The sequence below is a fragment of the Bradyrhizobium sp. CCBAU 53351 genome (assembly GCF_015291745.1).
Classification (GTDB): Bacteria; Pseudomonadota; Alphaproteobacteria; order Rhizobiales; family Xanthobacteraceae; genus Bradyrhizobium.
In genome coordinates this window covers 6,912,029-6,935,144 of sequence record NZ_CP030059.1, presented here as the reverse complement: position 1 = coordinate 6,935,144, position 23,116 = coordinate 6,912,029, and the positions used below count along the sequence as shown (strand labels likewise).

General features: G+C 64.0%; 28 protein-coding genes and 1 pseudogene. 15 read left to right on the top strand and 14 right to left on the bottom strand.

Translation table 11 applies throughout. The features are described from left to right. The first annotated feature begins 76 nt into the window (after positions 1-76). From XH83_RS32995 to XH83_RS32975, 5 genes are all read left to right on the top strand, one after another. A complete protein-coding gene (locus XH83_RS32995) occupies positions 77-2,254 on the top strand; it encodes an exopolysaccharide transport family protein (RefSeq protein ID WP_194404743.1) in 2,178 nt (725 codons plus the stop codon). A gap of 2 nt (positions 2,255-2,256) precedes the next feature. Then, complete coding sequence (locus tag XH83_RS32990; RefSeq protein ID WP_194404742.1) at positions 2,257-3,396, top strand: glycoside hydrolase family 5 protein; 1,140 nt, start codon at positions 2,257-2,259, stop codon at positions 3,394-3,396. Positions 3,397-3,480: 84 nt separating this feature from the next. After that, on the top strand, positions 3,481-5,040 hold the full coding sequence (locus XH83_RS32985; RefSeq protein ID WP_194404741.1) for a hypothetical protein: 1,560 nt from the start codon (positions 3,481-3,483) through the stop codon (positions 5,038-5,040). 89 nt (positions 5,041-5,129) lie between these two features. After that, positions 5,130-5,348 carry a hypothetical protein gene (locus tag XH83_RS32980; protein ID WP_194408475.1) on the top strand — a complete coding sequence of 73 codons (219 nt, stop codon included), beginning with the start codon at positions 5,130-5,132 and terminating at the stop codon, positions 5,346-5,348. A gap of 10 nt (positions 5,349-5,358) precedes the next feature. Then, positions 5,359-5,829, top strand: coding sequence for a hypothetical protein (locus XH83_RS32975; RefSeq protein WP_371746209.1), 471 nt, complete (start codon positions 5,359-5,361; stop codon positions 5,827-5,829). 53 nt (positions 5,830-5,882) lie between these two features. On the opposite strand, the gene XH83_RS32970 is transcribed toward XH83_RS32975, so the two are convergent. Further along, positions 5,883-6,311 (bottom strand): hypothetical protein, encoded by a 429-nt coding sequence (locus tag XH83_RS32970; RefSeq protein WP_194404740.1) that lies wholly within the window; start codon positions 6,309-6,311, stop codon positions 5,883-5,885. Positions 6,312-6,364: 53 nt separating this feature from the next. Between XH83_RS32970 and XH83_RS32965 the strand changes: the two genes are divergently transcribed. Beyond that, entirely contained in the window at positions 6,365-6,634 is a 270-nt protein-coding gene (locus XH83_RS32965) for a hypothetical protein (protein WP_194404739.1), read from the top strand. A 113-nt stretch (positions 6,635-6,747) separates the two neighbouring features. Here the strand turns inward: XH83_RS32965 and XH83_RS32960 are convergent, their stop codons facing one another. The 3 genes from XH83_RS32960 to XH83_RS32950 form a co-directional block, all read right to left on the bottom strand. Further along, the gene (locus XH83_RS32960; RefSeq protein WP_371746207.1) at positions 6,748-7,281 is read right to left on the bottom strand and encodes a hypothetical protein; all 534 of its coding nucleotides are present in this window, start codon (positions 7,279-7,281) and stop codon (positions 6,748-6,750) included. 221 nt (positions 7,282-7,502) lie between these two features. Further along, positions 7,503-7,913 (bottom strand): hypothetical protein, encoded by a 411-nt coding sequence (locus XH83_RS32955; RefSeq protein WP_194404738.1) that lies wholly within the window; start codon positions 7,911-7,913, stop codon positions 7,503-7,505. Between the two features lie 77 nt (positions 7,914-7,990). Beyond that, on the bottom strand, positions 7,991-8,335 hold the full coding sequence (locus XH83_RS32950) for a DUF1236 domain-containing protein (protein ID WP_194404737.1): 345 nt from the start codon (positions 8,333-8,335) through the stop codon (positions 7,991-7,993). Positions 8,336-8,731: 396 nt separating this feature from the next. Between XH83_RS32950 and XH83_RS32945 the strand changes: the two genes are divergently transcribed. After that, positions 8,732-8,935 carry a hypothetical protein gene (locus XH83_RS32945; RefSeq protein ID WP_194408510.1) on the top strand — a complete coding sequence of 68 codons (204 nt, stop codon included), beginning with the start codon at positions 8,732-8,734 and terminating at the stop codon, positions 8,933-8,935. A gap of 239 nt (positions 8,936-9,174) precedes the next feature. Here the strand turns inward: XH83_RS32945 and XH83_RS32940 are convergent, their stop codons facing one another. Together XH83_RS32940 and modA are read right to left on the bottom strand one after the other, a co-directional pair. Further along, on the bottom strand, positions 9,175-10,062 hold the full coding sequence (locus tag XH83_RS32940) for a class I SAM-dependent methyltransferase (protein ID WP_371746206.1): 888 nt from the start codon (positions 10,060-10,062) through the stop codon (positions 9,175-9,177). A 131-nt stretch (positions 10,063-10,193) separates the two neighbouring features. After that, entirely contained in the window at positions 10,194-10,970 is a 777-nt protein-coding gene (modA, locus tag XH83_RS32935) for a molybdate ABC transporter substrate-binding protein (protein WP_194404736.1), read from the bottom strand. 74 nt (positions 10,971-11,044) lie between these two features. Here modA and XH83_RS32930 point away from each other — a divergent pair, with 74 nt between their 5' ends. The 3 genes and pseudogenes from XH83_RS32930 to XH83_RS32925 all read left to right on the top strand — a co-directional run bounded on the left by XH83_RS32930 (position 11,045) and on the right by XH83_RS32925 (position 12,021). After that, the gene (locus XH83_RS32930; RefSeq protein WP_194404735.1) at positions 11,045-11,197 is read left to right on the top strand and encodes a hypothetical protein; all 153 of its coding nucleotides are present in this window, start codon (positions 11,045-11,047) and stop codon (positions 11,195-11,197) included. 11 nt (positions 11,198-11,208) lie between these two features. Further along, positions 11,209-11,370 (top strand): annotated as a pseudogene (locus tag XH83_RS40435) (hypothetical protein); the annotation flags it as partial. Between the two features lie 21 nt (positions 11,371-11,391). Further along, the gene (locus XH83_RS32925) at positions 11,392-12,021 is read left to right on the top strand and encodes an IclR family transcriptional regulator (protein WP_246776367.1); all 630 of its coding nucleotides are present in this window, start codon (positions 11,392-11,394) and stop codon (positions 12,019-12,021) included. A gap of 223 nt (positions 12,022-12,244) precedes the next feature. Here the strand turns inward: XH83_RS32925 and XH83_RS32920 are convergent, their stop codons facing one another. The 3 genes from XH83_RS32920 to XH83_RS32910 form a co-directional block, all read right to left on the bottom strand. Beyond that, positions 12,245-13,267 carry an LLM class flavin-dependent oxidoreductase gene (locus XH83_RS32920; protein ID WP_194404733.1) on the bottom strand — a complete coding sequence of 341 codons (1,023 nt, stop codon included), beginning with the start codon at positions 13,265-13,267 and terminating at the stop codon, positions 12,245-12,247. A 125-nt stretch (positions 13,268-13,392) separates the two neighbouring features. After that, positions 13,393-13,872 (bottom strand): hypothetical protein, encoded by a 480-nt coding sequence (locus XH83_RS32915; protein WP_194404732.1) that lies wholly within the window; start codon positions 13,870-13,872, stop codon positions 13,393-13,395. Positions 13,873-14,116: 244 nt separating this feature from the next. Further along, positions 14,117-14,275 (bottom strand): hypothetical protein, encoded by a 159-nt coding sequence (locus tag XH83_RS32910; protein ID WP_194404731.1) that lies wholly within the window; start codon positions 14,273-14,275, stop codon positions 14,117-14,119. A gap of 715 nt (positions 14,276-14,990) precedes the next feature. Here XH83_RS32910 and XH83_RS32905 point away from each other — a divergent pair. Continuing rightward, the gene (locus XH83_RS32905; protein ID WP_194404730.1) at positions 14,991-16,181 is read left to right on the top strand and encodes a sensor histidine kinase; all 1,191 of its coding nucleotides are present in this window, start codon (positions 14,991-14,993) and stop codon (positions 16,179-16,181) included. 159 nt (positions 16,182-16,340) lie between these two features. Here the strand turns inward: XH83_RS32905 and XH83_RS32900 are convergent, their stop codons facing one another. The 3 genes from XH83_RS32900 to XH83_RS32890 all read right to left on the bottom strand — a co-directional run bounded on the left by XH83_RS32900 (position 16,341) and on the right by XH83_RS32890 (position 18,052). Continuing rightward, positions 16,341-16,646 carry a hypothetical protein gene (locus XH83_RS32900; RefSeq protein WP_194408471.1) on the bottom strand — a complete coding sequence of 102 codons (306 nt, stop codon included), beginning with the start codon at positions 16,644-16,646 and terminating at the stop codon, positions 16,341-16,343. 238 nt (positions 16,647-16,884) lie between these two features. Then, positions 16,885-17,568 (bottom strand): class I SAM-dependent methyltransferase, encoded by a 684-nt coding sequence (locus tag XH83_RS32895; RefSeq protein WP_194404729.1) that lies wholly within the window; start codon positions 17,566-17,568, stop codon positions 16,885-16,887. Positions 17,569-17,593: 25 nt separating this feature from the next. After that, complete coding sequence (locus XH83_RS32890; RefSeq protein WP_194404728.1) at positions 17,594-18,052, bottom strand: Rrf2 family transcriptional regulator; 459 nt, start codon at positions 18,050-18,052, stop codon at positions 17,594-17,596. 293 nt (positions 18,053-18,345) lie between these two features. Here XH83_RS32890 and XH83_RS32885 point away from each other — a divergent pair, with 293 nt between their 5' ends. Then, entirely contained in the window at positions 18,346-18,639 is a 294-nt protein-coding gene (locus tag XH83_RS32885) for a DUF718 domain-containing protein (protein WP_194404727.1), read from the top strand. A 15-nt stretch (positions 18,640-18,654) separates the two neighbouring features. On the opposite strand, the gene XH83_RS32880 is transcribed toward XH83_RS32885, so the two are convergent. Continuing rightward, a complete protein-coding gene (locus XH83_RS32880; protein ID WP_194404726.1) occupies positions 18,655-20,676 on the bottom strand; it encodes a YgiQ family radical SAM protein in 2,022 nt (673 codons plus the stop codon). Positions 20,677-20,886: 210 nt separating this feature from the next. Between XH83_RS32880 and XH83_RS32875 the strand changes: the two genes are divergently transcribed. The 3 genes from XH83_RS32875 to XH83_RS32865 all read left to right on the top strand — a co-directional run bounded on the left by XH83_RS32875 (position 20,887) and on the right by XH83_RS32865 (position 22,427). After that, positions 20,887-21,210, top strand: a complete 324-nt coding sequence (locus XH83_RS32875) for a hypothetical protein (RefSeq protein ID WP_194404725.1) — start codon at positions 20,887-20,889, stop codon at positions 21,208-21,210. Further along, positions 21,155-22,135, top strand: a complete 981-nt coding sequence (locus XH83_RS32870; protein WP_194404724.1) for a DMT family transporter — start codon at positions 21,155-21,157, stop codon at positions 22,133-22,135. The genes XH83_RS32875 and XH83_RS32870 overlap by 56 nt, the downstream gene beginning before the upstream one ends. A gap of 127 nt (positions 22,136-22,262) precedes the next feature. Further along, complete coding sequence (locus XH83_RS32865; protein ID WP_194404723.1) at positions 22,263-22,427, top strand: hypothetical protein; 165 nt, start codon at positions 22,263-22,265, stop codon at positions 22,425-22,427. Between the two features lie 6 nt (positions 22,428-22,433). Here the strand turns inward: XH83_RS32865 and XH83_RS32860 are convergent, their stop codons facing one another. After that, positions 22,434-23,114 (bottom strand): GntR family transcriptional regulator, encoded by a 681-nt coding sequence (locus tag XH83_RS32860; RefSeq protein WP_194404722.1) that lies wholly within the window; start codon positions 23,112-23,114, stop codon positions 22,434-22,436. Positions 23,115-23,116 lie beyond the last annotated feature (2 nt).

Genomic DNA, 23,116 nt, shown 5'->3' with positions numbered 1-23,116 from the left:
CGCCGGTTAACCATGGATATTTACGGTGTGAAAAGCCTTTGAGCTATGACAGTCAGTTGATTTCGAGTCCAACCCCATGGCGTTCGGTAGCCGCGCATCTCCGCGAAGCATCGCCCCGACGGAGCCTGCGGCTTCGTGGGAAGCGCCGCGGGCTGCGAGGCCGAAGGCCGACGCCGCTGCGCCGGGGCTGATCAAGGGATCGCTGACCGTCTCCGGAGCACTCTCTTTCCTGCGCGAGAACGGCCGGCGCATTCTCACCCTGGCGGTGGCGCTGTTTGCTCTTGGCGTCATCGTTCTCATGGTTCTGCCGGTCCGTTATGCCGCGACGGCGCTGGTCGTGCTCGATCCCCGGGAGCTGCGTGTCACGACGGAGCAGGACGTCTTGCCGGGCATCGGCCAGGACGCCGCGGCGCTGCAGAGCCAGATCGAGATCGCCAAGTCGGACGGCTTTCTCCGCCCCCTGATCGAACAGCTCAAGATCGCCGAGGACGACGACATCGCGGGCGGTCACACCGAGATGACGCGCCTGCTCGAAAAATTCCGCAGCCGCCTCGAGATCACGCGCCGCGGGCTCACCTATGTCATCGCGATCTCCTTCACCTCGAACCGCCCGGACCGCGCTGCCTACTATGCCAACGCGATCGCCGAGGCGTTCGTCGCGAGCCAGGGCCGGGTCCGCACCGAGGCCACGGACGAGGCGGCCGACTGGCTCAAGGACCGGCTCAAGATATTGAACGAGCGCCTGCGCGCCTCCGAAGACGCCGTCGCCGCCTTCAGGCTCGAGCACAAGATCCTCAATGCCGGCAAGGATTCCACCACGCAGCAATTGCGGGTGACCGATCTCAACCAGCAGGTCTCCGCCGCGCGTCTTCGCACCGAGGAAGCAAAGGCGCGCTACGAGCAGGTGCAGCGCGATCTCAAGGCCAATGTCGAAGGGCCGGTGAAGCAGGATCTCCTCAGCATGCTGCGGGCCCAGCGCTCGACCCTGAACGACCAGATCGCGCAGAAGAAGGCGGTGTATGGCGACCGCCATCCCGACCTCGCGATCTCCTACAGCCAGCTCGCCGACATCAACCGGCAGATCGAGGTCGAGCGGAAGAAGAACATCGAAACCGCCAAGTCCGAATATGAAGCTCAGCTGGAGCAGCAGAACGCTCTGGAAAAGCAGCTCAAATCGGTCGAGACGCAGATGCTGGTCGATGGCCAGGCGCTGGTGAAGTTGCAGGAGTTGCAGCGCGACGCCGACGCCAACCGCAACATCTACGAGCAGTTCCTGTCGCGGTTCAAGACCACCAACGAGCAGCGTCAGCTGCAGGCGTCGCAGACCAAGATCGCGTCACCCGCCATTCCGCCGCTGCGCTCGACGCGCCCGCCGCTGGCGCTGCTGCTGGCGGCGCTGGCGATCGGCTCGCTCTTGACATCGACCGCCGCCGTCGCGGTGATGACGAGCCTGTCCGACCAGTCCGCGCCTGCTGAAGCTCCCATGCAGGCCGCGGCGGAGAACACGCGAGGCCGGCAAGTCCAGCCTCGAGTCCAGCCGCAAGTTCAGCCTCAAGCTCAACCTCCGGCCGCTGACGCAACCCGTCCCGAGACGATGCCGCAGCTTCCGGTCTGGGCTCGCATCCCCGATCTGGCACCGGCGACCGCGACCAACACCGTCTGGCAAAGGCCGATCGCGACCTCCGCCGAGCTCGATCTCAGTGCCCATCTGCGGCCGCTGCTCGAGCGGATCGATCGCGTGCCGGCGCGCGGCTGCAAGGTCGCCCTCGTGCTGTCGGTCGGCAAGAGTGCCGGCGGCAACACCGTCGCGCGCTCGCTGAATCGCGCCGCCGTGAATCGCGGCATGATGAGCGTCCTGATCCGCCTGCAGGGCGAATTCGCAGGTCACCAGCCGCCGGTGACCGAGTGGAACGACGGCTCGACCACAGCGGGACTTCAGTCGATCGACGAGCTGCTGAGCGCCGGCCGCAAGCCCGATGCGGGGCCTGAGGACGATATCCGGTCGGAGTTCGATCTAATCATCGTCCACGCCGGCAATCTCGCCCTGCAGCCCGACGCGATCGCGCTGGCGGCCCATGCGGATCTGATCGTGCTGGTGGCGCGCGCCGGCGAGCTGGGATCGGCAGCGATGCGCCGGGTGACCGCGGCATTGTCGCGGTACGAGGCCGTGCCGACGGGGCTCGTCGTCAATCATGCGCCCGCGGGCTCGCAAGCGCCGCACCCCGAGGGCGGCGCATTGGGTCTTGCGGTCTAGCGATGACAGGCTCGCGCCGTCGTCTGCTGAGTGCTGCGATGCTGCTGTCGATCTGCTTCAGCCCGCCGGCCTTCGCTGAAACTTGCGTGCCCCTGCCGCAGACTGTCGCACCCGGCAGGCTCGCCGCATTGTCGCGCGGCTTCAATGCCGATGGCTGGATCAACGGCGAGGTGCCGAGCCGCGAATTGCTGCAGCAATTGCGCAAGTCGGGCATGAGCCATGTCCGGCTGCCGGTGCCGGCCGAGCGCGTGATGCCTCGTTTCGCATCGAAGGAAGAGCGCGAGATGACGCTGCGCGCGCTCGACAAGGCGCTGAAGCAGCTCACCGCGCTCGGCTATGCCACCTCCGTCGATCTTCATCCCGGCGATCGCTTCAATCGCCTGCACAAGGAGGATCCGGACGCGGCGCTACATCAGATGCAGGAGGCCTGGGCCGGGCTTGCCGGAGTCATTCGATCCTATCCGGCCGAGCGCGTTTTCGCCGAGCTGCTCAACGAGCCCGATATCGACGCGGACAGATGGCAGACCGAGGTCGAGACGCTCGCCGCCTTCGTGCGCAAATTGCTTCCCGCGACCACGCTCATCGTCGGTCCGGTCAATTGGCAGCGCGCGGACTCGCTGCCGCGATTCCGCCCCTTGGCGGATCCTGACGTCGTCTACGCCATCCACTTCTACGATCCCATGGTGTTCACCCATCAGGCGCATTGGGATGCACAGGATCCGCTGCACGACATCATCGATCTGCCTTATCCGCTCAACGCCAGCGATCCCAAGGTTCAGGCGATCCGCCAGGATCTGCAGGCGAGGGGCGCGACCAAGGCGCTCGGCATGATCGATGTCGCGATCACAGCCGCCAAGGACAAGCCGACGGCCGATCGCTGGCTCGCGCCCGCGCTGCAATGGCAGCAGCAATTCGCGCGGCCGATCATCGTCAACGAATTCGGCGTGTTGAAAGCCGGCGCGCCCCGGGAAAGCCGGCTCCGCTGGCTGGCGGAGGTCACTGCTTATGCCAGGGAGCATTGCTGGGGCTGGGCGCATTGGGAGCTGGCGCAGGGCTTTGGCCTGGTCGACCGCAGCACCGGCAGGCCCGATCCCGACGTGATGCGGGCGTTGCTCGGCGCGACCCGGCCCGGCCGGCGCTGATCGCCCGGCGCGGGCCGCTATCGTTAACGAATCCTTACGCATCGGCCCGCTATCGTCACCTCCGCGCGTTGCAAAGGACGATCGATGAGCGCCGGGGACTTGACCCAGGATCAAAGCGTGCAGGCCGAACCATCGGTGCCGGCCTTGCGTGAGATGATCGCGATGTTCTGCATCGCCACGGCCACGATCGGCTTTGCGCCGGTCCTGCATCTGGCCAATCCGGCGCTGGCTATCGCTGTCGAGGTCCTCGTCGGCATCGCCATCGTTCTGGCGGTCCCGACCTATGCGCCGGCCATCGCGATCTTCGTGCTGTTCTTCCAGAACCTGTTCGTCTCGATCCTGTCGCCGCTGGTGCCGCTGCCGTCCGATCTCGACTTCATCAAGGGCTACAATTTCCTCGTCTGCTCCGTCATGTGGCTGGCGACGTTCGGCCTCTACGTGCTGGGCCAGAGGAATCAGTCGGCTGAAGTGAACCGGATCATGCGCTGGGGTGTCGTGACCCTCGCCGTGGTGTCGGTGTATTTCGCGATCGGCTTCATTCAGGACGGACAGCCGGCCGCGGTCTATCTGCGCAACATCGTGCTGCCGCTGTTCCTGTTCCAGCTGTCGCTGCTGACGGCCGCCACCTACGAGGTGCGCATCACGCCGTTCCTGGTGACGCTGGCGGCCATGCTCATCCTGTGTGGGTATGTCGAGCTCGTGTTCCGCGATGTCTGGCTGGCCATCACCAACGGCTATGCGTTCTGGGGCTTCGACGAGCTCAAGGCGACCCATTCGGGTGTTTGGGAGGCCCAGATGAGGGCCACCGGCAATGTGCCCGTCGATCTCAAGGACCGATTCAGCTTCGACTTTCTGAACACACCCTTGCTCGAAGGGTTCGGCCTGTCGAAGCTGCTGCGCATCAACGGTCCGAACATGCACCCGATCAGCTTCGCTTACGGGATCGGCTTTCTCGCCCTGTTCCTGTTCTCGGTGGGACGACCGCTACTGGCTCTCGCGGCCTTGCCGCTGCTGGTGCTTTGCAGCGTGAAGGGCGCGATCATCGTGGTGATCTTCGTGGTTGCGGCCTGGATCGCGACCCGGCTGATCGGCGCCGTGCTGACCTTGTTGCTCGGCTTTCTCGGCATGATCGCCTTCGCGGTTCTGGCGATCCGCCTCGGACTGCAGATCGGCGACTATCACGTCATCGGGCTGATGGGTGGTCTGGACGGGTTCGTGCAGAGACCCTTCGGCCGGGGCCTCGGCATCGGCGGCAATTTGTCGGACAGCTATTTCTCCATCGACTGGAGCGCCGCGCAGGCGGCCGGCACGATCGATGGCGCGGTCGAGAGCGCGATCGGCGTTCTCTTGTACCAGATGGGCATCGCCGCCTTCGTGCCGCTGGCCTTCTATTTCGCGGTGGCGCTCAAGGCCTGGCGCCTCTACGCCTCGTCGGGCTATTTGACGCAGGGGCTCGCCGGCTTCGGCGTCATGGTCGTGCTGCTCAACGGATTGTTTCAGGAAGAGGCCCTGTTCGCGCCGCTCGCGCTGGGGCTCATGCTCTCGCTCACGGGCCTCGTCATCGGCAGCCATGTGAGAATGCAGGCCGTCGCCAGCGAGGACGCGGAGCCGGCGCAGCTCGCGGGCTACCAGCCCGTGACGTAAGCGGACGTTCAGCTCGATGCGCGCCGTTCAGGAACTTCCACTTTTTCCTGGCGTTGACCGACGGCCCGCACCAGCGGCCGATGCACACGATGAAGAACTTTTCCAACGCTGAATTCTCCCCCGAGGTGATCGAGATCATGACGACCGCCCTGGAAGCTGCGGTTGCCACCCTGCCGGAGCCGGTGCACGCCTCGCACGTCAACGCGCTCGCGGAATCCATCCTGCGCACGGCTGGTGCGGGCGAGCGCAACGTCGGGAATTTGCAGCGGATCGCTCTGATGGAGCTGCAACTGGCGCCGCGCAACTGATGAGGCCGACATGAAGACGATGCTTAAGACGATCCTTGCCGCCGCCCTTGCGCTGTTTGCCACCCCCTTCGTTGCCCGGGCCGACAGTTGGAGCAGCTACCGGATTCCGGAGTCGGGGACCTCCGTCGACATTCCCGTCTCGATTTTCACGGAGATGGCCGGCAAGCCCGACGGCTATGGCCAGCAGTTTCGCACGTCCGACGGCAGGGCCGATCTCACCGTCCAGGCCGTTTCCAACCGGCAGGGTCTTTCGCCGGCGCAATTCCTGGCCAGGAAGGATCCGCCCTCCGGCATCGTCTATAAGCGGATCACGCCGAATTTCTTCGTGGTCTCCAGCATCAAGCGCGACAAGATCTGGTACGACCGCTGCAATTTTACGCGGGGCTATGTGCACTGCGTGCTGGTCAATTATCCCGCGGCCGAGAAGCGGCAATGGGACCGGGTCGTCACGCGGATCAGCCACAGCCTGAGCGGCGGGTGAGCAGGCTCGAAGAAAAAAGCTGCCCGGTCGAGCCGGGCAGCAGGTCGTGAGGATTAGCGCGAGGTTGTTGACGTCGTCGACATGGTCGGCTTCGAGCCCGGCACATGCGACATCGTCTTGGTGGTCGAGCCGACCTGCTCGCCGGCCTTGACCTGGGTGCGCGTATGCGAGCGGCTGAACGTGCCGCCGTCATGGGCCTGCGCCCGGGCGTTGGAGTTCATCACGGGGCCGTTGCCCTTGTTCGTGCTGACGCCGGTCTGCGTCTTGCCGTCGACGGCCGCTGCGCTTCCGCCGGCGGCGATCGACGAGCCGGTATTGCCTGTCGCCGAGGTGGAGGTGCCGCCGGTGCCGACTGTGGAGGCGGAGGTGCCGCCCGCCGCGGCCGACCCGCCGCTTCCGCTCGTGACACTCTTCTGGGCGAGAACCGGTGAAGTGGCGGCGAGCAGCAATGCGACCGCCGAGGTCGTAAGCAGAGTTTTCATGTTTCAATCCTCTCGGTGAATCTTATGGGGATGACGTCGAGATCGTGCATCCGTTGACGGTGATGGTGCTGGCGCTGGTGGTGCCAGGACCGCCCGCCGTCGACGAGGAGCTCGAGACGCTGCCGCCGCCCGCCTGTACGTGCACGGACGATCCGCCCGCCGAGCTCGAGCTCGACAGCGAACCGCTCGACGCGGTTGATCCGGTGGTGCCTGAACCCGATGAGCCGACCGCGCTGATGCTGCCGTCGGCATGTTTTTCGACCGTGACCTTGCAGGTCTCGCCCGATGCCGTCTTGCCTGTCTTTTCCACGGTCGCCGCCTGAGCAGCGCCGGTCATCAAGGCCAACACTGCGATCGCTTTGATTGATCTGTTCATGCGAGTTCTCCTCCAACAAAGACAAAGGAGCGGCATCGCTGCCGCTCCCCGGTCAAGGCATCAATTCTTGTCCTTCTTCATCTCGTCCTTGTGGTGGCCCTTGCCCTTTTCCATGCCCATGTCGCTGGCGTGACCCGCAGACGAGCCGGCTGCGCCGACCGTCGAGCCGCTCTTGCCGTCGCCGGCCGACGAGCCGCCGGTGCCGACGGTCGATGCGGAGTTGGAGCCACTGCCAGCCGCCGAGCCACCGGTGCCCACGCTGGACGAGCTCTTGCCGCCGCCGGCCGATGAACCACCGGTGCCGAGTGTCGAAGCCGAGCCGCTGCCCGAGCCGCTACCCGCCGCCGAGCCGCCCGTGCCCACGCTCGAGCTGCTGGTGCCGCCGCCGGCCGACGAGCCGCCGGTGCCGAGCGTCGAGGCCGAGCCCGACCCGCTGCCGCCTGCGGAAGATCCGCCGGTACCGACGGTCGAGCTGCTGGTGCCGCCGCCCGCCGACGAACCGCCGGTGCCGACGGTCGAGCTCGATTGCGCAACGGCGAGCGCCGTGCCGGCGAGCAGCGCGGCCGCAGCCGCAGAAAGCTTCAGGATCCTCATGTCGTTCTCCTCCAGGTTTTCAAAAACCAAATTGCCAAATCAGGCCCGGGATAAACTGGCAATCGCGCAAACGTTCCTGTGTCGGAAGACGCTGACACACAGATTCGTGCTCGTGCTGAGTTCCGGGGCGACGCGGTCGCGCGCCGCGCTCGCTCATTCATTCGTTGTTCATCCGTGCTGAACGCTCGCGGCAACGAACGCGACGTGCGCCGGGGCAGAGTTCAATTCTCTGAGAATGCGCCGACCATCACCTGACGCTCGTAGGGCCGGCGGGCGGCGGCTGTACGCGCCGTTCGTTTCGCGCGAAAGCTCGTTGCTCGAACGGCGCTCGGCTGAGATGCAGCTGTGATCTTCGTTTCCGGCTTCTGCGGCGCCGCCATCGCAAACGCCTGGCTGGAATCGTCCCGCCGCTCGGTGGCAAGCAGGGGCGATGAGACCATGGTCGCGATCTCTGTGGACGTATCGAAGATGATCTTTTCGGGCCAGGTGCGTGCGGAGTGGATGCGGATGATGCTGCGGTCGACGCCGGGGCCTACGGAACTCTCGGCGAGCGGTGGCAGAGCGCGATCGAGTGCGAACAGCAGCGCGACGACGAATGCGCCTGCAAACAGAAAGTATCGAACAATGGGCATCAGGGAAGACCGCGGGGGGAATGAACAAGGTGCGATGACGCGGCGGGCCGCTCCTCCACGGCCCGCCGCGCGGGGCGTTAGTCGACCTCCTGGACGACCATGCGGGTCTCGGGATCGACCAGCATCACGTGGCTGCCCGAATAGACGTAGCGATACTTGGTGAGCGATGGACCCCAGTCGCTCGGAACGGTCGCGAGCTCGACGTCGCGGGGCACCGGCGAGCCGATCACGATCTTCTCGCGCGTTTCGACGGGCCGGATCTTGTGCTCGGTGACGTAAGAGCGGATCTTGGTGCGATATTCCGGCTCGATCTGCACCGCAGCGCCATGGCCGGCGCCGGTCGTGGTGACGACAGTGGTCTGGGCCATCGCGCTCGTCGACACGAGCAAAGCGGCGGCCGATATCAGTATGAACTTCTTCATCGCATTCTCCCTCGCCGCTGTGTGCGGCGCTGCAATGAACTCGCCATCTACCTGCCCGTTCCGCCGGCGAGGGAACGTTTGCCACTTTTTCCTGTTTTTATCGGTGGGAGCAGCGATTGGAGGAGAGGAAAATGCCTGTGTTGATTCTCTGGGCCGTGCCCGCCATCCTGGTCGTCGGCGGCGGCATCTATCTCATTGGCCATATGCATTGAGCGTCAAGGGCCCCGGTTCTGTGACGGAGAACCGGGGCCCGTCATCTGCCTGCTTTGAAGTAGCCGAGGTTGCACCGACCATCATGCCGGTGGCAGCCTTTTTCGCGATCGAGCCGCGGCGCGCCTTCGTAACGCAAGCTCACTTGTAATCTGCTTCACACGCAAACCCCGCCAATGACGTTAGATGAAGCAGGCCCCGCCTGCCGCGCGGCCCGGTTCGGAGCTGGCGATGATGGCTGCACTGGCAAGGGCAATATCCCGCGCGACGCGAACCAATGTCGACGTCGAAACTCTGAAGGTGCTGGCGATTTTTGCAGGCGCAGGCCTGCTGCTCTCCCTCGTTGCCGCGATGATCTACCAGCAGGCCGCGAACGCCGCCTTGTGGTGACATCGGATGGGTTGCTCCGCTTCGGCGGAGCGAACGGGACGGTGAGCCCGTCACGCCGGCACTTGGCGTGGCGGCATCATCGAATTGTCACCGGTTCGTCATTCGCTCTCTATCGATCGCTGGTTCCTTTCGCCGCCCATGCGGCTGGCTGGGCGGGTACTCATTAATCGGGGACGCCGTCCGGGGTTGGGCCAGAACCGGAAGTCGAAACTGGTCCCGAGCTATGCTTGGGCAATGGCCTATCGGTGCGCCCGCACGATGTGAGGACCAGGCCCGAGCACGATGTTTCGCCTCAGGACGCCGTAGTACCGATCCGCGATTTCGGAAAGCCCTAGATCTTCGATCACATCAAACGCCTTGCTTCGCAGCAGTTGCAGCAGTTCGATTGGATCAAAAAAGCTGAGCCAGGGTTCGCCTCTCGACGCCGCCCTTTCTGCCGTTGCCATGACGCCAGCGCGGCGTTCAACAGGATAGTTCTCGAATGGTTCGGCGTAGTCGAAAACCACGGCGGCCCGCGGCACCTCGGAAATAAACCTCAATGTGGAAGAGACCGCATCCTTTGTCAGATAGGGCACTACCCCAAGCCACTGGAAAAATGTCGGCTCATTCAGCTTAAACCCGGCTCTTGCCAACCCCTCCGCGAGGCTTTCTCGTTCAAAATCTACCGGTGCGAAAACAAGCGACGGCGGCTCCGCGAGGCCGGCGGCTTTTATCCGGTCGCGTTTCCAATTTTGTGTCGACGGATGGTCGACCTCGAAAGCGCGAACGCCGAGATGAGCATAGGGATTTCGCAACGAGAAGGTATCCAGGCCTGCGCCCAGCACGACGACCTGTCGGACGCCGGATGCGATGCAATTGCCCATCGTGTCCTCGGAAAACCGGCTGCGCGCTGCGATAAATAGGCGCCAGGGCCGCATCGCGTCATTTGCAGCGATCTCCTTTAGGGCAGCGGCTGTCTCTTGGTCCAATATCCTCGACGCCAACGGATCTTTGAAGATCGCTCCGCCCTCCAGGTCTTGATGAATGGCACGATAAGCAGCTGCACCCTGAGCGGTCTGACTAGGTTGTCCATCGCGCATGATGATCTCGGCAACGGGTACAGGGCTCGTGGCATCGCCGCTGCTCAAGTCCAGCACACCGGATTAGCTTCGCCCGGAAGGATCCCCATCATTCGTCAAGGAGACGAGCCACTGCTGCGCACGAAACGAGGTTGACGGATAATCGTCAACCCGAGCGGATCTTTCCACGCTGCGCGACACTATTCAAAGCCTTTAGCCTTCAAAACGGCCCGGCCGGCAGGCGAGGACAGGAATGCGACCAACGCTTTTGCGGCGTCAGCCTGATTGCTGCCGGTTATGATCCCGGGGGCGAACTGGGTGTAATTCTGTATATCCGGCGGCAACGGGGCAATGAGTTCAACCGTCGGCTGAGCCAGGATTTCGCTTACTTGATTGAAGCCTATCTCGACCTCGCCGTTGGCCACGCTTGCATAAAGTGTTTCAAGCGTTGACAGCCTGGTCTTGGATTTCATTTCCGCGACGATCCCCATTCGTTCGAGCAATTTGGCCACGTAGATGCCACTGGCACCTCCGCCTGCCGGATCGGGATAAGCGATCGATCTTGCGGCCAGCATGGCGCTTTTGAAAGCGTCGGCCGAACTTATATCGGGCTTCGCGGCACCCTTGCGCACAAACGCACCAACGCCGACCTTTGCGACAACGATACGGTTCCCAGGCTCGACCTTGCCTTGCGTCTCAAGCCGACCGACTGCTTGAACCGAACTCAAGATGATGTCGGCTGCCTCACCCTTTAGAATGCCCTCCGCGACAGCACCGGCGGTCCCGTACTCGACCGTCACCTTGTACCCTGAGGATTTTTCAAACTCCGGGATCAGGGCATCAATCGCGGGATGCAAGGCAGAGGCGGATAGGAGCCTGACTTCGGCGGCTTTGGCGGCAGCTCCCACTGTGACGCCGAGCGATACCAGCCCAATCGCAACTCCCGCAAATGTACTTAGCAAGTCGTGCCGGTTCATGGCATTTCCCCCTTGTACGTTTTGTTTCGGTTTCGGCGAGATGCGCAATCATCCAATGATCAGGACGCACGCTCATGGCACCCCGCGCCGAGTTCTTCGCCCAGAGTTTGGCGCAAACCGGCGCGACGCAATGGAAAAGCGCAGATTGTTTCCACATCGTGGACACTGACGAGCAGCTGTGCCACAGTAACGTCGGCACCTCACCGGGAAGCAACATCGTTTCTTGAAGGCGCATCCCATGACGTCTCCTGGCCCTCGCGATACCACCGGCGCCCCATTGCTCGATAAGCCTGGCGGCACGCAAAGTATTCAGAGAGCTGTGGCTGTGTTGCGGATCCTGGCGACGGCCCGCGAGACAGGCCTGGGACTCACCCCAATTTCGAAACAGGCGGAACTAACCCGCCCAACGACACATCGCATCTTGAACGTCTTGATTGCTGAAGGCATGGTCGAGAGGCGACATGGCTCTCGGCGATATATGATCGGCGAGCAGGTACCATTGCTGGCGCTGTCGCGGCGGATACGCGATCCCCTCCTCGATATCGTTAGCCCTCATCTGCGGGCCGCGGTCAGTGAACTCGGTGACACCGGCTTTTTCACACGCCGTGTGGGCCTTGAGACGGTCTGCGTTGCAAGACAACTGGGAGGCTACCCTATCCAGGCGCTCGCTTGGGATGTCGGTGAACGTCGCCCCCTTGGCGTTACCAATGCCGGAATTGCGATCCTATCCAGCATGCAACCCGACGCGGCGCGCGAAGTGCTCGTCAAGAACCGATCGCGTTTCTCTCGCTACGATTTGTCGACGGAAGCGATCTTGCAGGAGGTCGCAATGGCACGATCGAAAGGCTTTGCAAGTCGCGCGATATCCCTCATTCCTGGCGCAAGCCCCATATCCGTGACCATCCGGTCTACTGGTGGCCTAGCTCGTGGCGCTCTTACCATAACGCCAACAACGCGGCAGCGCTCGCCCGAACGCACCGAGGAGATCGCAGCTTGCCTTCGCAGGCACGCCGCGGCGGTTGAATTTGAACTCAGCAAGCGGCCAACCTGAGCCTCCGCGCCGTTAGCTTTGCCAGGCGGCTTCGCCAATGCAAATACGGGGGCAGGTCCGGTTCGGATCATAAGCAGGCGATGCCGACCGAGCGGGGCGACTTCCGCTTAAGCCTCGAGAGCTTACGTTCATGAGTACACGCCCTAGTTCGGCCTGCGAGAAGCCCTCCCGCAAGCGGCCCGGGGCGCGGCTCGCGTGAACAGGCTGAACGCACGGCAGTGCCTTAACGCCACCCCAGCGCAGGCGCGACGTGCTTCAGGATCGCCTCGATCGCTTGCGCGCAGTAATCGACGCCGAGCTGGTTCGGGATCGTCAGCAGCAACGTATCGGCCTCGGCGATGGCTTCGTCCTGCTTGAGCTGCTCGATCAGCACGTCAGGGTCCCCTGCATAGGAGCGGCCGAAGATCGCGCGGGTCTGCGGGTCGATGAAGCCGATCTGGTCCTCGCCGCCGCGCTCTCCGCCGAAATAGGCGCGGTCGCGATCGTTCATCAGTGCGAAGATGCTGCGGCTGACGGACACGCGGGGCTCGCGGGCGTGGCCGGCTTCCTTCCATGCAGCACGGTAGGTGCGGATTTGTGCGGCCTGCTGCACATGAAAGGCTTCACCGGTCTCGTCGTTCTTCAGCGTCGAGCTCTGCAAATTCATGCCGAGCTTGGCCGCCCACATGGCGGTCGCATTCGAGCCGGCGCCCCACCAGATCCGCTCGCGCAGGCCTTGCGCATGCGGCTCGAGGCGCAAGAGGCCCGGCGGATTGGGAAACATCGGCCGCGGATTGGGCTCGGCGAAGCCTTCGCCGCGCAAGAGGTCGAGGAAAACTTCGGCGTGCCGCCGGCCCATGTCGGCATCGCTCTGGCCCTCGGCCGGCTGATATCCGAAATAGCGCCAGCCATCGATCACCTGCTCGGGCGAGCCGCGGCTGATGCCGAGCTGCAGCCGCCCGCCGGCGATGAGGTCGGCACTGCCGGCGTCCTCCACCATGTAGAGCGGGTTCTCGTAGCGCATGTCGATCACGGCCGTGCCGATCTCGATCGTGCTGGTCCTGGCGCCGACGGCCGCGAGCAGCGGAAAGGGCGAAGCGAGCTGCCGCGCGAAATGATGCACGCGGAAATAGGCGCCGTCGGCCCCGAGCTGCTCGGCCGCAACCGCAAGCTCGATCGATTGCAGCAGCGTGTCGCCGGCGGAGCGGGTCTGCGATTGCGGCGAGGGCGTCCAGTGCCCAAAGGACAGGAATCCGATCTTCTTCATGCGGGCAATTTAGGGATGATCGGAACAGTTTGCGAGACGTTGGCCGAGGGAAAGATGGCGACAATGCGTGTCGCCCGTAACTGCCTCTTGAAGCAAGCAGGCCGGCTCGGCTGCTCGCGGAGTCCTCAGATTTCGCAGCGGGCCAAGTTCAGCGCTTTTAGCAAGCCGCCGAACGCCTTGAGCCGACAGGACTCGCTCTCGGTGGCGGCCTTTGCACGCTGAACATTGGCTGTCGGCTTGACGACAGCTGCTGTTGGCTTTGGCTTTGGCTTTGGCTTGGGCTTGGGACGTTCGGCGGTGGCAACCGGCTTCGGCTTGTTTCGCTGACGGACGATCGGCGCCGGCGCGGACGAACCGACGTGGACGTCCTGCGGAGCAACGGGGGTGCCGACCGAAGTTGGCGCCATCGGCACCGCGCTGCTTACGGCGGCGACTTCGAGGCGATCCCCCTTCTCAAGCGCGTCATGCGTAGCAGAGATGCCTGTGCTTTCGGCGGGCGGCTGGACGATCGCGGCGGAGCGACGCGGCGGGGCGCTCAGCTCCATGGCCGACAGCATTCCCACACTCAACAGGATGAGGAGGCCCAACAGCGCCATTCTCAGCATCACGCGCCTCTAACCCAAGTTAGCCCCGCGGAAAATTCTCCGCGCCAATAAGGCAACTTTGCCGGCGGCTGCCGACCTGCAGCGGATCATTTGCCGACAGGGTTAACGGGGGCGGTGCTGATGATAGCTGGCGGGTCTTTCAGTTCGGCGAGTGGGAGCTGCGACCCACCGCTACCGCTGACGCCGTGACGCTCCATGCCGGCGCAAGCCTGATCCGGGGCGGGCTCGCGGCCGCGAGCGGTGATTATTTTTCGCTTTCTTCCGCTTGCTCCCGCTCCAGGGCACTGATCAGCTTCCCGATGCGCTGGGTGGTCGTGGGGCTTTTCGCAGCCCGCAGCAGGCGCTTGGATTGCTCTAAACGAGAAGCGATCTGCTCCTGGCGCGCCAATTGGTCTTCCATCATCTGTCGTCCTCCACGGGGGATGACGATCAGCAGGGCCAATGGTTCAGATCTGTTGCATCAGCGCGCGTCGCTCCGCAGGATACCCGAGGCGCAGCAGCCACAGGAACGAGCAAGGCCAAACGGCAGAGTTGAGAAGGGGGAACGATATCTCGTTATGGTTGTTGTCATGTCGGATCCTCAGACGTGGCAGGGTCGACGACAAAAAGTCAGCAGAACAAAATGGTAGGATCTCTGTCATCCCTCGCGGCTTTCGTGCTCCTTGGAGCGTCGGTGATCGCTTTGCCGGCTTTTGCTCCAAAAGTGCAGGCGGATGAGCTTCAGGCACTGGCCAAAGGGGACCGGCTCGCGATCCAAGCCGCTTCATCGGATTGCTCAGCACAGGTCTGGCCGGACCTTACCACGTCCTGCTTGCGACGCGCCGGTGCTGGAACGAAGATCCAGGAAGCTCGCCTCGTGACTGCCCGGCGATAGATCGGTCGTCCGTCAATCCGCTCGCCTGAGGGATCAGCCCAACCTCCAGTGCTTCCATCCAATCAGCCTGGTCGTGATCGGACCGTCGCGCCGAGACGAGATACCGCTGACGCAGGCGAATTGGCTGGCCTTCTCCGCTCGAGAAGCGCAGCAATGGGTGCGGACGTCGGTCAAGTGCAATCGGCCTAGAGCATTGCGCGGGTGCCGAGACCGCTCGGGCCCGCCGAGAGAGAGCGAGATCACCATGTCGACAGATCCAATCCAGGTGCCGAACGTCCTCGTCGTGGAGGACGAGATGATCCTGCGGATGCGTGCGGTCGACATCGTGGAGGATGCCGGGTTCTGTCCCATAGAGGCGATCAATGCCGACGAGGCAATCTCGGTTCTGGAGTCCCGCTCGGACATCTCGCTGCTGCTGACCGACATTCAGATGCCCGGCAGCATCGATGGCCTCAAGCTCGCCCATGCGGTGCACGAGCGCTGGCCCTCGATCAAGATCATTCTGGTGTCCGGCCAAGTGAAGCCGTCCGAGGCGGAACGGCCAGCGGACAGCAGGTTTTTCGGTAAACCGCTCGGTGTCGAGCAAATGATCACCGAGTTGCAGGCCATGGTCGGCGCGGGTGCTTTGCAGATCGTTCCGACGGCAGGCGACTGGACGCCAAGCAGGATATTTGACGCCGCGCGGACCGCTGCGCCCACCTCCCGGTCGGAGCAGGAGGCTTCCCTGTCTGCCGAGAACGACAGCCTTCGCTTGCTGCTCGAACAGGCCGAGATCGACGCACAGGCTATGATCGTTCAGGCCGGTATCGATGCCGAGCAGCGAAGCGCCGCCGACAAGTTGCAGAAGCTGATTCTCGGAGAGCTGCATCATCGCGTCAAGAACACGCTTGCCATGGTGAGTGCGATCGCGTCCCAGAGCTTCCGCGGAGCGCCGAGTATCGAGCATGGACAGAAGGCCATGGAGGGCAGGCTGCTCGCATTGGGGCGAGCCCATGATCTCTTGATGCAGGTGAGTTGGGCCGATGCGAGCCTCACCCACACGCTGAGTAGCGCAACGGAGCCCTACGACAGTCAGGGAGACCGACGCTTCCACTTCAATGGACCGGATATCCGGATTACCTCCGTTGCCGTCATTGCGCTTGCGATGACGTTCAACGAACTGTGCACCAACACCACCAAGTTCGGCGCGCTGTCGGTCCCGACAGGCCGCGTCGAGATTTCGTGGGCGATTGATGAGGCGAAGCAAAGGCTTCGCCTTGTCTGGACCGAAAGGGGCGGTCCCCCGGTCGAACCGCCAACACGCCGGAGTTTCGGCACCCGGATGATGGGGTCTCTCGGTCAGCAACTGACCGGACAGGTAAGCCTCGCATATGAACGGGACGGATTCGTTTACGCTTTGGACGTGCCACTCGGCTCGATCGCCACGGTCGCGTGAGCTGGCTTTGGTTCGAGCCGTGCGCGAGCTCTGTCGAAAGCGTCCGATACCCTGGCTTGCCCAGCTGGGCCGGCGCTGCTTGGCTCGCCGATCGCCTGAGAATCAAACAAAAAGGCCGCGGTTTGCACCGCGGCCTCTTGAATCCACTCGCTTCGCCGCTCAGTAGGTGCCGATTCCGACACTTACGCCCGGAGCACGGAAGCCAACGCCGCTGCGTTCCTCATAGCCACGCCGCTCGATGTAGCGCTCACGCGGTGCATATCCGTAGGCATCGCGGCCTTCGCGGATGATGACGCGTCTTTCGCTGCGCTCGCGCCAGCACCGTCCGTCTTCGTTGCACACCATGCGAACGTTTTGAAGGTTGCTTTCCGGCGCGGACGACGTGCTGAGGGTAAGCGGTGCTGCCGAAGCAGCCGTTACCATGAGGGTGCCGGCTGCGGCGGCCAAGACTGTGAATATTCTCATGAAGTATCTCCTGAATGAAGCTTGTGTCAGTGAGCCAATGGCCTCGAGGAACAATGGTTCCGTGAGCCCATGAAGAAACTCCTGCGCGGAAAAACCTGTGTGTTCGCTTGGATCGGCTGCTTTCATGAACACCGATGAATTCGATCTCCCGCAGATAACGCTTCGCAGTCGGTTCATGTCCCGAGGCAGGATCGCTTCAGCGGTTGCATCCCTGCAGAGATGACAAAGCCGTGCCGCCTCACGCGTAGGCCACCCAACCGCGGAACGTGAAGCCGGTGTAGAACAGGGTCGGCTCGGCGAAGCCGGCGTCGCGCAAAACCGCTTCGTCCTGCGCGGGCGTGAGGATGTCCAGATGGTTGGTGACGGCGTCCCGCGCGGCTGCCGCCTTGTCGGGCTCGACGCCGGAGAAAGCGAGGAACGCGGAGTACCGCGACAGCCATCGCGGGCGTTCCTCCTCGCCGTCGGGCGCGCTCAAATGCGCGACCACGAAGGGCGCGCCCGGCTTGAGCCGTCGGCGGATTTCCGAGGCAATGCGGCGTCGCTCCGTGACGTCCACGAAGTGCAGGGTGAGCAGGCAGCTCGCACCGTCGAACGGCCCCTGCGGCGCGTCGTCGATATAGCCTTGATGAAGATGTGCGCGCGATGCGAGTGGGCCCAGGGTTTTCCGTGCGAGCGCCAGCATCGCCGCGGACGGATCCACGCCGTCGAAACGCCAGGCGGGCTGCGCCTGCGCAAACGTCTTCAACTCGAGGCCGCCGCCGGCGCCGAGCACGAGGATCCGTGCATCCTCACGCGCGCGCTCGGCCAGCAGGATCGTCGCCATCGACAGCATGGAATTGTAGCCGGGAACGAAGCGCGGCGGTCCCTCGGTGTAGGTCGTCACGGCTTGCGGATCGGAGAACATATCTTGAATGCTGGTCATTGCGTTGTCCTTGGCTAGGCCGGCATCAGGCGTGATGTGCGCTGATGCCTTGAAGCTTGCGGGAGCCGAGGCGCTTGCGAAAATCCTCGCTCAGCATCGCCAGGGTCACCTCGCCGAGCCGCGACAGCAGCAGCGCTTCCGCATCGGCAAAGGCCTGATCGAGCGCGGCGTTGACGGCCTTCTCGACCAGGCAACCCGGCGCTTCCGTGCGATTGCCCATCGCCAGCAACGCCGGGCTGCCAAGCGCGGCATAGACGTCGCGCAGCGTCACCTTCGAGAGGTCGCACGCCAGCGTCCAGCCGCCGCCATGGCCTTTCTCGGAGTGGACGTAACCGAGGTCGCGCAGGCCCGCCATGATGCGGCGGATCACCACGGGGTTGGTGTCCATGGCTTTCGCCAGCGTCTCGGACGTAAACGGGCCGGGGTGTTGCGTCATGTGCAAGAGCACATGGAGCACGCCGGACAGTCGGGAATCTCGTTTCATGTAACTTTATATGTTGCGTGATAGCTCAAATGTCAATCGCTGCCAAGGCCTATGACGTTCTCCCAATTTTGCTACGCGCTAACCCATTGATTCCGCTCATGCCGGCTACTGTGCATGGGGTTGTTTTCGGCTTTTTGTTTCGGCAGGCATGAAGACCGACACCGCCATGCCGATTTGTCACGGTGACGCCGTCGCGCGCCGGGACAACAATCGGCCAGGCACCGCGTGGACTTTTCGTCCGTCACCTCGCGCGGCGCCCGTTTTCATCCATCCATTTTTTTTGGAGGCGCGTCATGCAGGTTTACAATGTGGTGAAGTTCAGGGTGAAGCAGGGCGAGGAAGCCGCCTTCCTCGACGCGCACCGGAACGGCAAGGCGAAATGGCCGGGCCTCGAGCATGGCGTCATCATCAAGACCGGCGAGCAGACCTTCTGCCTGATCGGCACCTGGTCAAGTCAGGACGCGATGATCGCGGCGCGTCCGGCGATGATCAAGACGCTCGACAGTTTCAGGTCGGTGCTCGAGGACCAGGGCAACGGCCGCGGCGTGACCGATGCGGTGTCGGGCGAGGTGGTGCTGGCTCTTTAGGAGCCGCGCCAACCGCTACTTCATGACCCGCAGACCCTTGGTCGTGAACCGCTGCGCCTTGTCGCCCGACCGCACCGGCCGCCGCGTGCCGGCGGCCTTGCCGGTACCGGGCGGCTGATGCGCGGGGACGAGCTGATGCGGCTGCGAGCCGATCAGGTCGCGGCGACCCATCTCGATCAAGGCCTCGCGCAGCACCGGCCAATTATCAGGATCGTGGTAGCGCAGGAATGCCTTGTGCAGCCGGCGCTGGCGCAGGCCCTTGATCGCCTCGACCTTGTCGCTGCCGCCGTGCCGCACGCCGCGCAAGGGATTGACGCCGGTGTGATACATCGCGGTCGCTGTCGCCATCGGCGAGGGCAGGAAGGTCTGCACCTGATCGGCGCGATAGCGGTTCTTCTTCAGCCACAGCGCGAGGTTCATCATGTCCTCGTCGGTCGTGCCCGGATGCGCCGCGATGAAATAGGGGATCAGGTAATATTTCTTGCCGGCGCGTTCAGCGGCTTCGTCGAACATCCGCTTGAACTTGTTGTAGGCGCCGATGCCCGGCTTCATCATCTTGTCGAGCGGGCCGCGCTCGGTATGCTCAGGCGCGATCTTCAAATAGCCGCCGACGTGATGGGTGACGAGCTCCTTGATGTATTCCGGGCTCTCGACCGCGAGGTCGTAGCGCACGCCGGAGGCGACCATCACCTTCTTGATGCCTTTGGTCTCGCGCACCTTGCGATAGAGCCTGATGAGATCGTCATGCGAGGTGTTGAGGTTCGGGCAGATCTCGGGGAAGACGCAGGACGGCCGCCGGCACGCGGCTTCTACCTTCGGATCCTTGCAGGCCATCCGGTACATGTTGGCGGTGGGGCCGCCGATGTCGGAGATCACGCCGGTGAAGCCGGGCGTCTTGTCGCGGATTTTTTCGATCTCGCGCAAAATAGAACCTTCGGATCGGTTCTGGATGATCCGGCCTTCGTGCTCGGTGATCGAGCAGAAGGTGCAGCCGCCGAAACAGCCGCGCATGATCGTCACCGAGAACTTGATCATGTCCCAGGCCGGGATCTTCGCATCGCCATAGGACGGATGCGGCGCGCGGGCGTAGGGCAGATCGTAGACCGCGTCCATCTCCTCGCTGCTCAGCGGGATCGGCGGCGGGTTGAGCCAGAGGTCACGGTCGCCATGGCGCTGCACCAGCGGCCGCGCATTGCCGGGGTTGCTCTCCCGATGCAGCACGCGTGAGGCCCGCGCATAGGCTTCCTTGTCCTGCTCGACCTGCTCCAGCGCCGGCAGCCGGATCACGGTCGCGCCCTTTTGGCGCGTCGCGCCCTCGTCGGCGGAATCGAGATCGTCGGCGAGCAGCTCGGTGTAATCCTCCGGGACTTTCCGGAACAGCGCGACGCCCCTGATGTCGTCGAGCGCCCGCGGCGCTTCACCCGCGGCGAGCCGCTGCGCGACTTCGACGACGGCGCGCTCGGCATTGCCGTAGAGCAGCAGGTCAGCCTTGGCGTCGGCCAGCACCGAGCGGCGCACCTTGTCGGACCAATAGTCGTAATGTGCGATCCGGCGCAGCGAGGCCTCGATGCCGCCGAGCACGATCGGTACGTCCTTGAACGCCTCGCGGCAGCGTTGGGCGTAGACGACGGTGCAGCGGTCCGGCCGCTTGCCGCCTTCGCCGCCCGCCGTATAGGCATCGTCGCTACGGATGCGGCGGTCCGCCGTGTAGCGGTTGACCATGGAATCCATGTTGCCGCCGGTGACGCCGAAGAAGACCTTTGGCTTGCCCAAGGCCTTGAACGGTTCGGCCGAGTGCCAGTCGGGCTGCGAGATGATGCCGACCCGAAAGCCCTGCGCCTCCAGCAATCGGCCGATGATCGCCATGCCGAAACTGGGATGGTCGACATAGGCATCCCCGGTCACCAGCACGATGTCGCAGGCGTCCCAGCCGAGCGCGTCCATTTCGGCGCGGCTCATGGGGAGGAACGGCGCCGGCTTGCGCTTTTGGGCGTGCGCCATCAGGGGCTTTGCGGCGGTGATGATCTGGGTGTCCATGGGGCGTAGGCATAGGACTCCGGGCCTGCGAATACAACCGACGGACGCGTGAAAGATGGCGGTTCCCGAGCCAGCCCCATGCGGTGCGTTAACGGTTTCGCGAGCGCCTGCCGTCTCCTCCCCGACCCGCGGCGGCAGGTGTGTGACGCCGTCCACATACCGGCCGGTGCCGTCGCGTCATGCTCTCTCCAGTCCTCAAGGAGAGCCCCAATGTTTCTGGTCGATGCGCTGCTGATCCTGGCGATGTTGTTTTTCCTGTTCCTGCCGATCACCGATCGCCGGACGGTGCGGATGAGGCTCTGCATGCTGTGCGCGCTGCTCGCGGTGTTCTCGGTCTCGGTCACCCGTACCCCCGTCGTGCCGGTGCTGCTCGCGAGCATCTCCGCCTCTCCCGGAATGGTGCGCGTGCCGCATATGCATATGGACGAGCCGTCGTCGGGGTTCTCACCGCGGCGGACATCGGATATCCGATTGATCCATGGGCAAGGGAACGGGCAAGGAAGCCGGCAAGGAAGCCGGCAAGGAAACCTCTGACGGCGGTCGTGACGCGAGCACCGGTGCATCACCGTCCACGCACGCCTGGCTCGGCGCGATCGCGCTGATCGGCTTCATCCTGGTGGCGACCGCGCAGGCCTCCAATCAGATTCTGGCGCGCGGACTTGCCGGCTCGGTCCCACCCTTCGCGCTCGCCTTCTTCCGCTGGAGCATCGTCGCCATCGGGCTCGCGCCGATCGCGCTCAAGGAGATCCGCGATGGCCGCGTGCCGCTGGCCGGGAACATCTGGCCCATCCTCGCTGCCGGATTCATGGGCATGTTCCTGTGCGGCGGCCCGGTCTATGCCGCCGGCGTATCGACGACGGCGATCCACATCGCGCTGATCATGGCGCTGTCGCCGATCACGGTGCTGCTGATTTCGGCCCTGCGCGGCATCGAGCATGTCGGTCCGCTGCAATGGCTCGGCACGGCGCTCGCGCTCGCGGGCGCGCTGCTGATCATCTCCGGCGGCCATCCGCAGACGCTGATCGAGCTTCAGACCGCGGCAGGTGACGGCCTCGTCGTGATCGCGATGCTCGGCTGGTCCGGCTACACGCTGTTGCAATCGCGCGCCGCGCCAAAGGCCTCGCTGCTGGCACGCATCAGCCTGTTCTCGGGCGCCGGCGCACTATTCTCGCTACCGCTCGCGGCCATGGAGATGTGGGCGATGCCCGCTCAGGTCTTCAGCACCAAGGCGCTCTCGGCCTATGTCTTCGCCGGGATCGTTCCGGGCCTGCTCGCCTATGCCGGCTTTGCCTGGCTCGGCGGCAAGTTCGGCTCGGTGCGAACCTCGCTCGTGCTCTATCTCGGGCCGATCGCGAGCGCGCTGCTGTCTTTTGCCATCCTCGGCGAACCGCCGAAGCTGATCCACCTCTTCGGCGGCCTGCTGATCCTGGGCGGAGTCTGGGCCAGCCTGCGCCGCTAGTTCCATCCGCATGCGTGCTGGTTCATCCGCAGGAACCATCCGGTCTCGTGAACATTCTGATGGAGGTGTTGCGGCGGGCCCCGGCTCGCGCGCGCTCGCAATGTTCGCCGCTGGCGCTGGGGGAGCTGTGAGTACAGTCATAGAGAACCTGCTGTTGCGGAAGCAGAAGCTCGTGGAGCAGCTCGAAAAGGCGCCGTCGGTCGAGGATCGCGACAAGATCGAGCACCAGCTCGATCAGATCAACACCGCGCTGGATTTCCTGGACCGGCCGGGATCGAAGGACGCGAAATAGCCTCGCTCAATCCACCTCAGATGTCTCGACCTTCAAAGCCTTGGCATAGACCAGCCCCGAATTGGTGATGTGCGTGGTCATCAATTCCTCGAAGGCGGCCAGCTCGCCGCGTGCGAACAGATCGAGCAGCTTGTGATGCTCGTCGAACGAGGTGCGGGTGCGCACGTCGATCGGCGAGGTCAGATTGGTGCGGAGCGCGGCGACGCGCCCCGAGACCAGCTGATAGGATTCGGCGAGGTAGCGGTTGCCGCAATGGGTGAACAGCGCCTCGTGAAAGGCGGCATCGGCGCGGCCATAGGCGATGTTGTCCTTGGCCGCGACCGCCGGCTCCATCGCCGCGATCGCCTCGCTCATTGCGGCGATCGCACCGTCGCGGTCGTGGCGACAGGCGAGCTCGGCGGCCCTGGGTTCGAGCGCGATGCGGAAGGTGCAGAGCGCATTGATGTCTTTCGCACTCGGCGTAAAGACGAAACTGCCGACCTGCGGGCGGATCACCACGAGGCCTTGCGCCTGCAATTGTCCCATGGCCTCGCGCACCGGCGTGCGGCTGACGCCGAAGGAATTCGCCACCATCTCCTCTGAGATCGCGGCCCCCAGCGCGAACTCGCCGTCGATGATCGCCTGCCGCAGCCGCTGCATCACCCGCTGCGACAGCGATTTCGGCGTATCGAGCTTGAGCGAGCGCATCT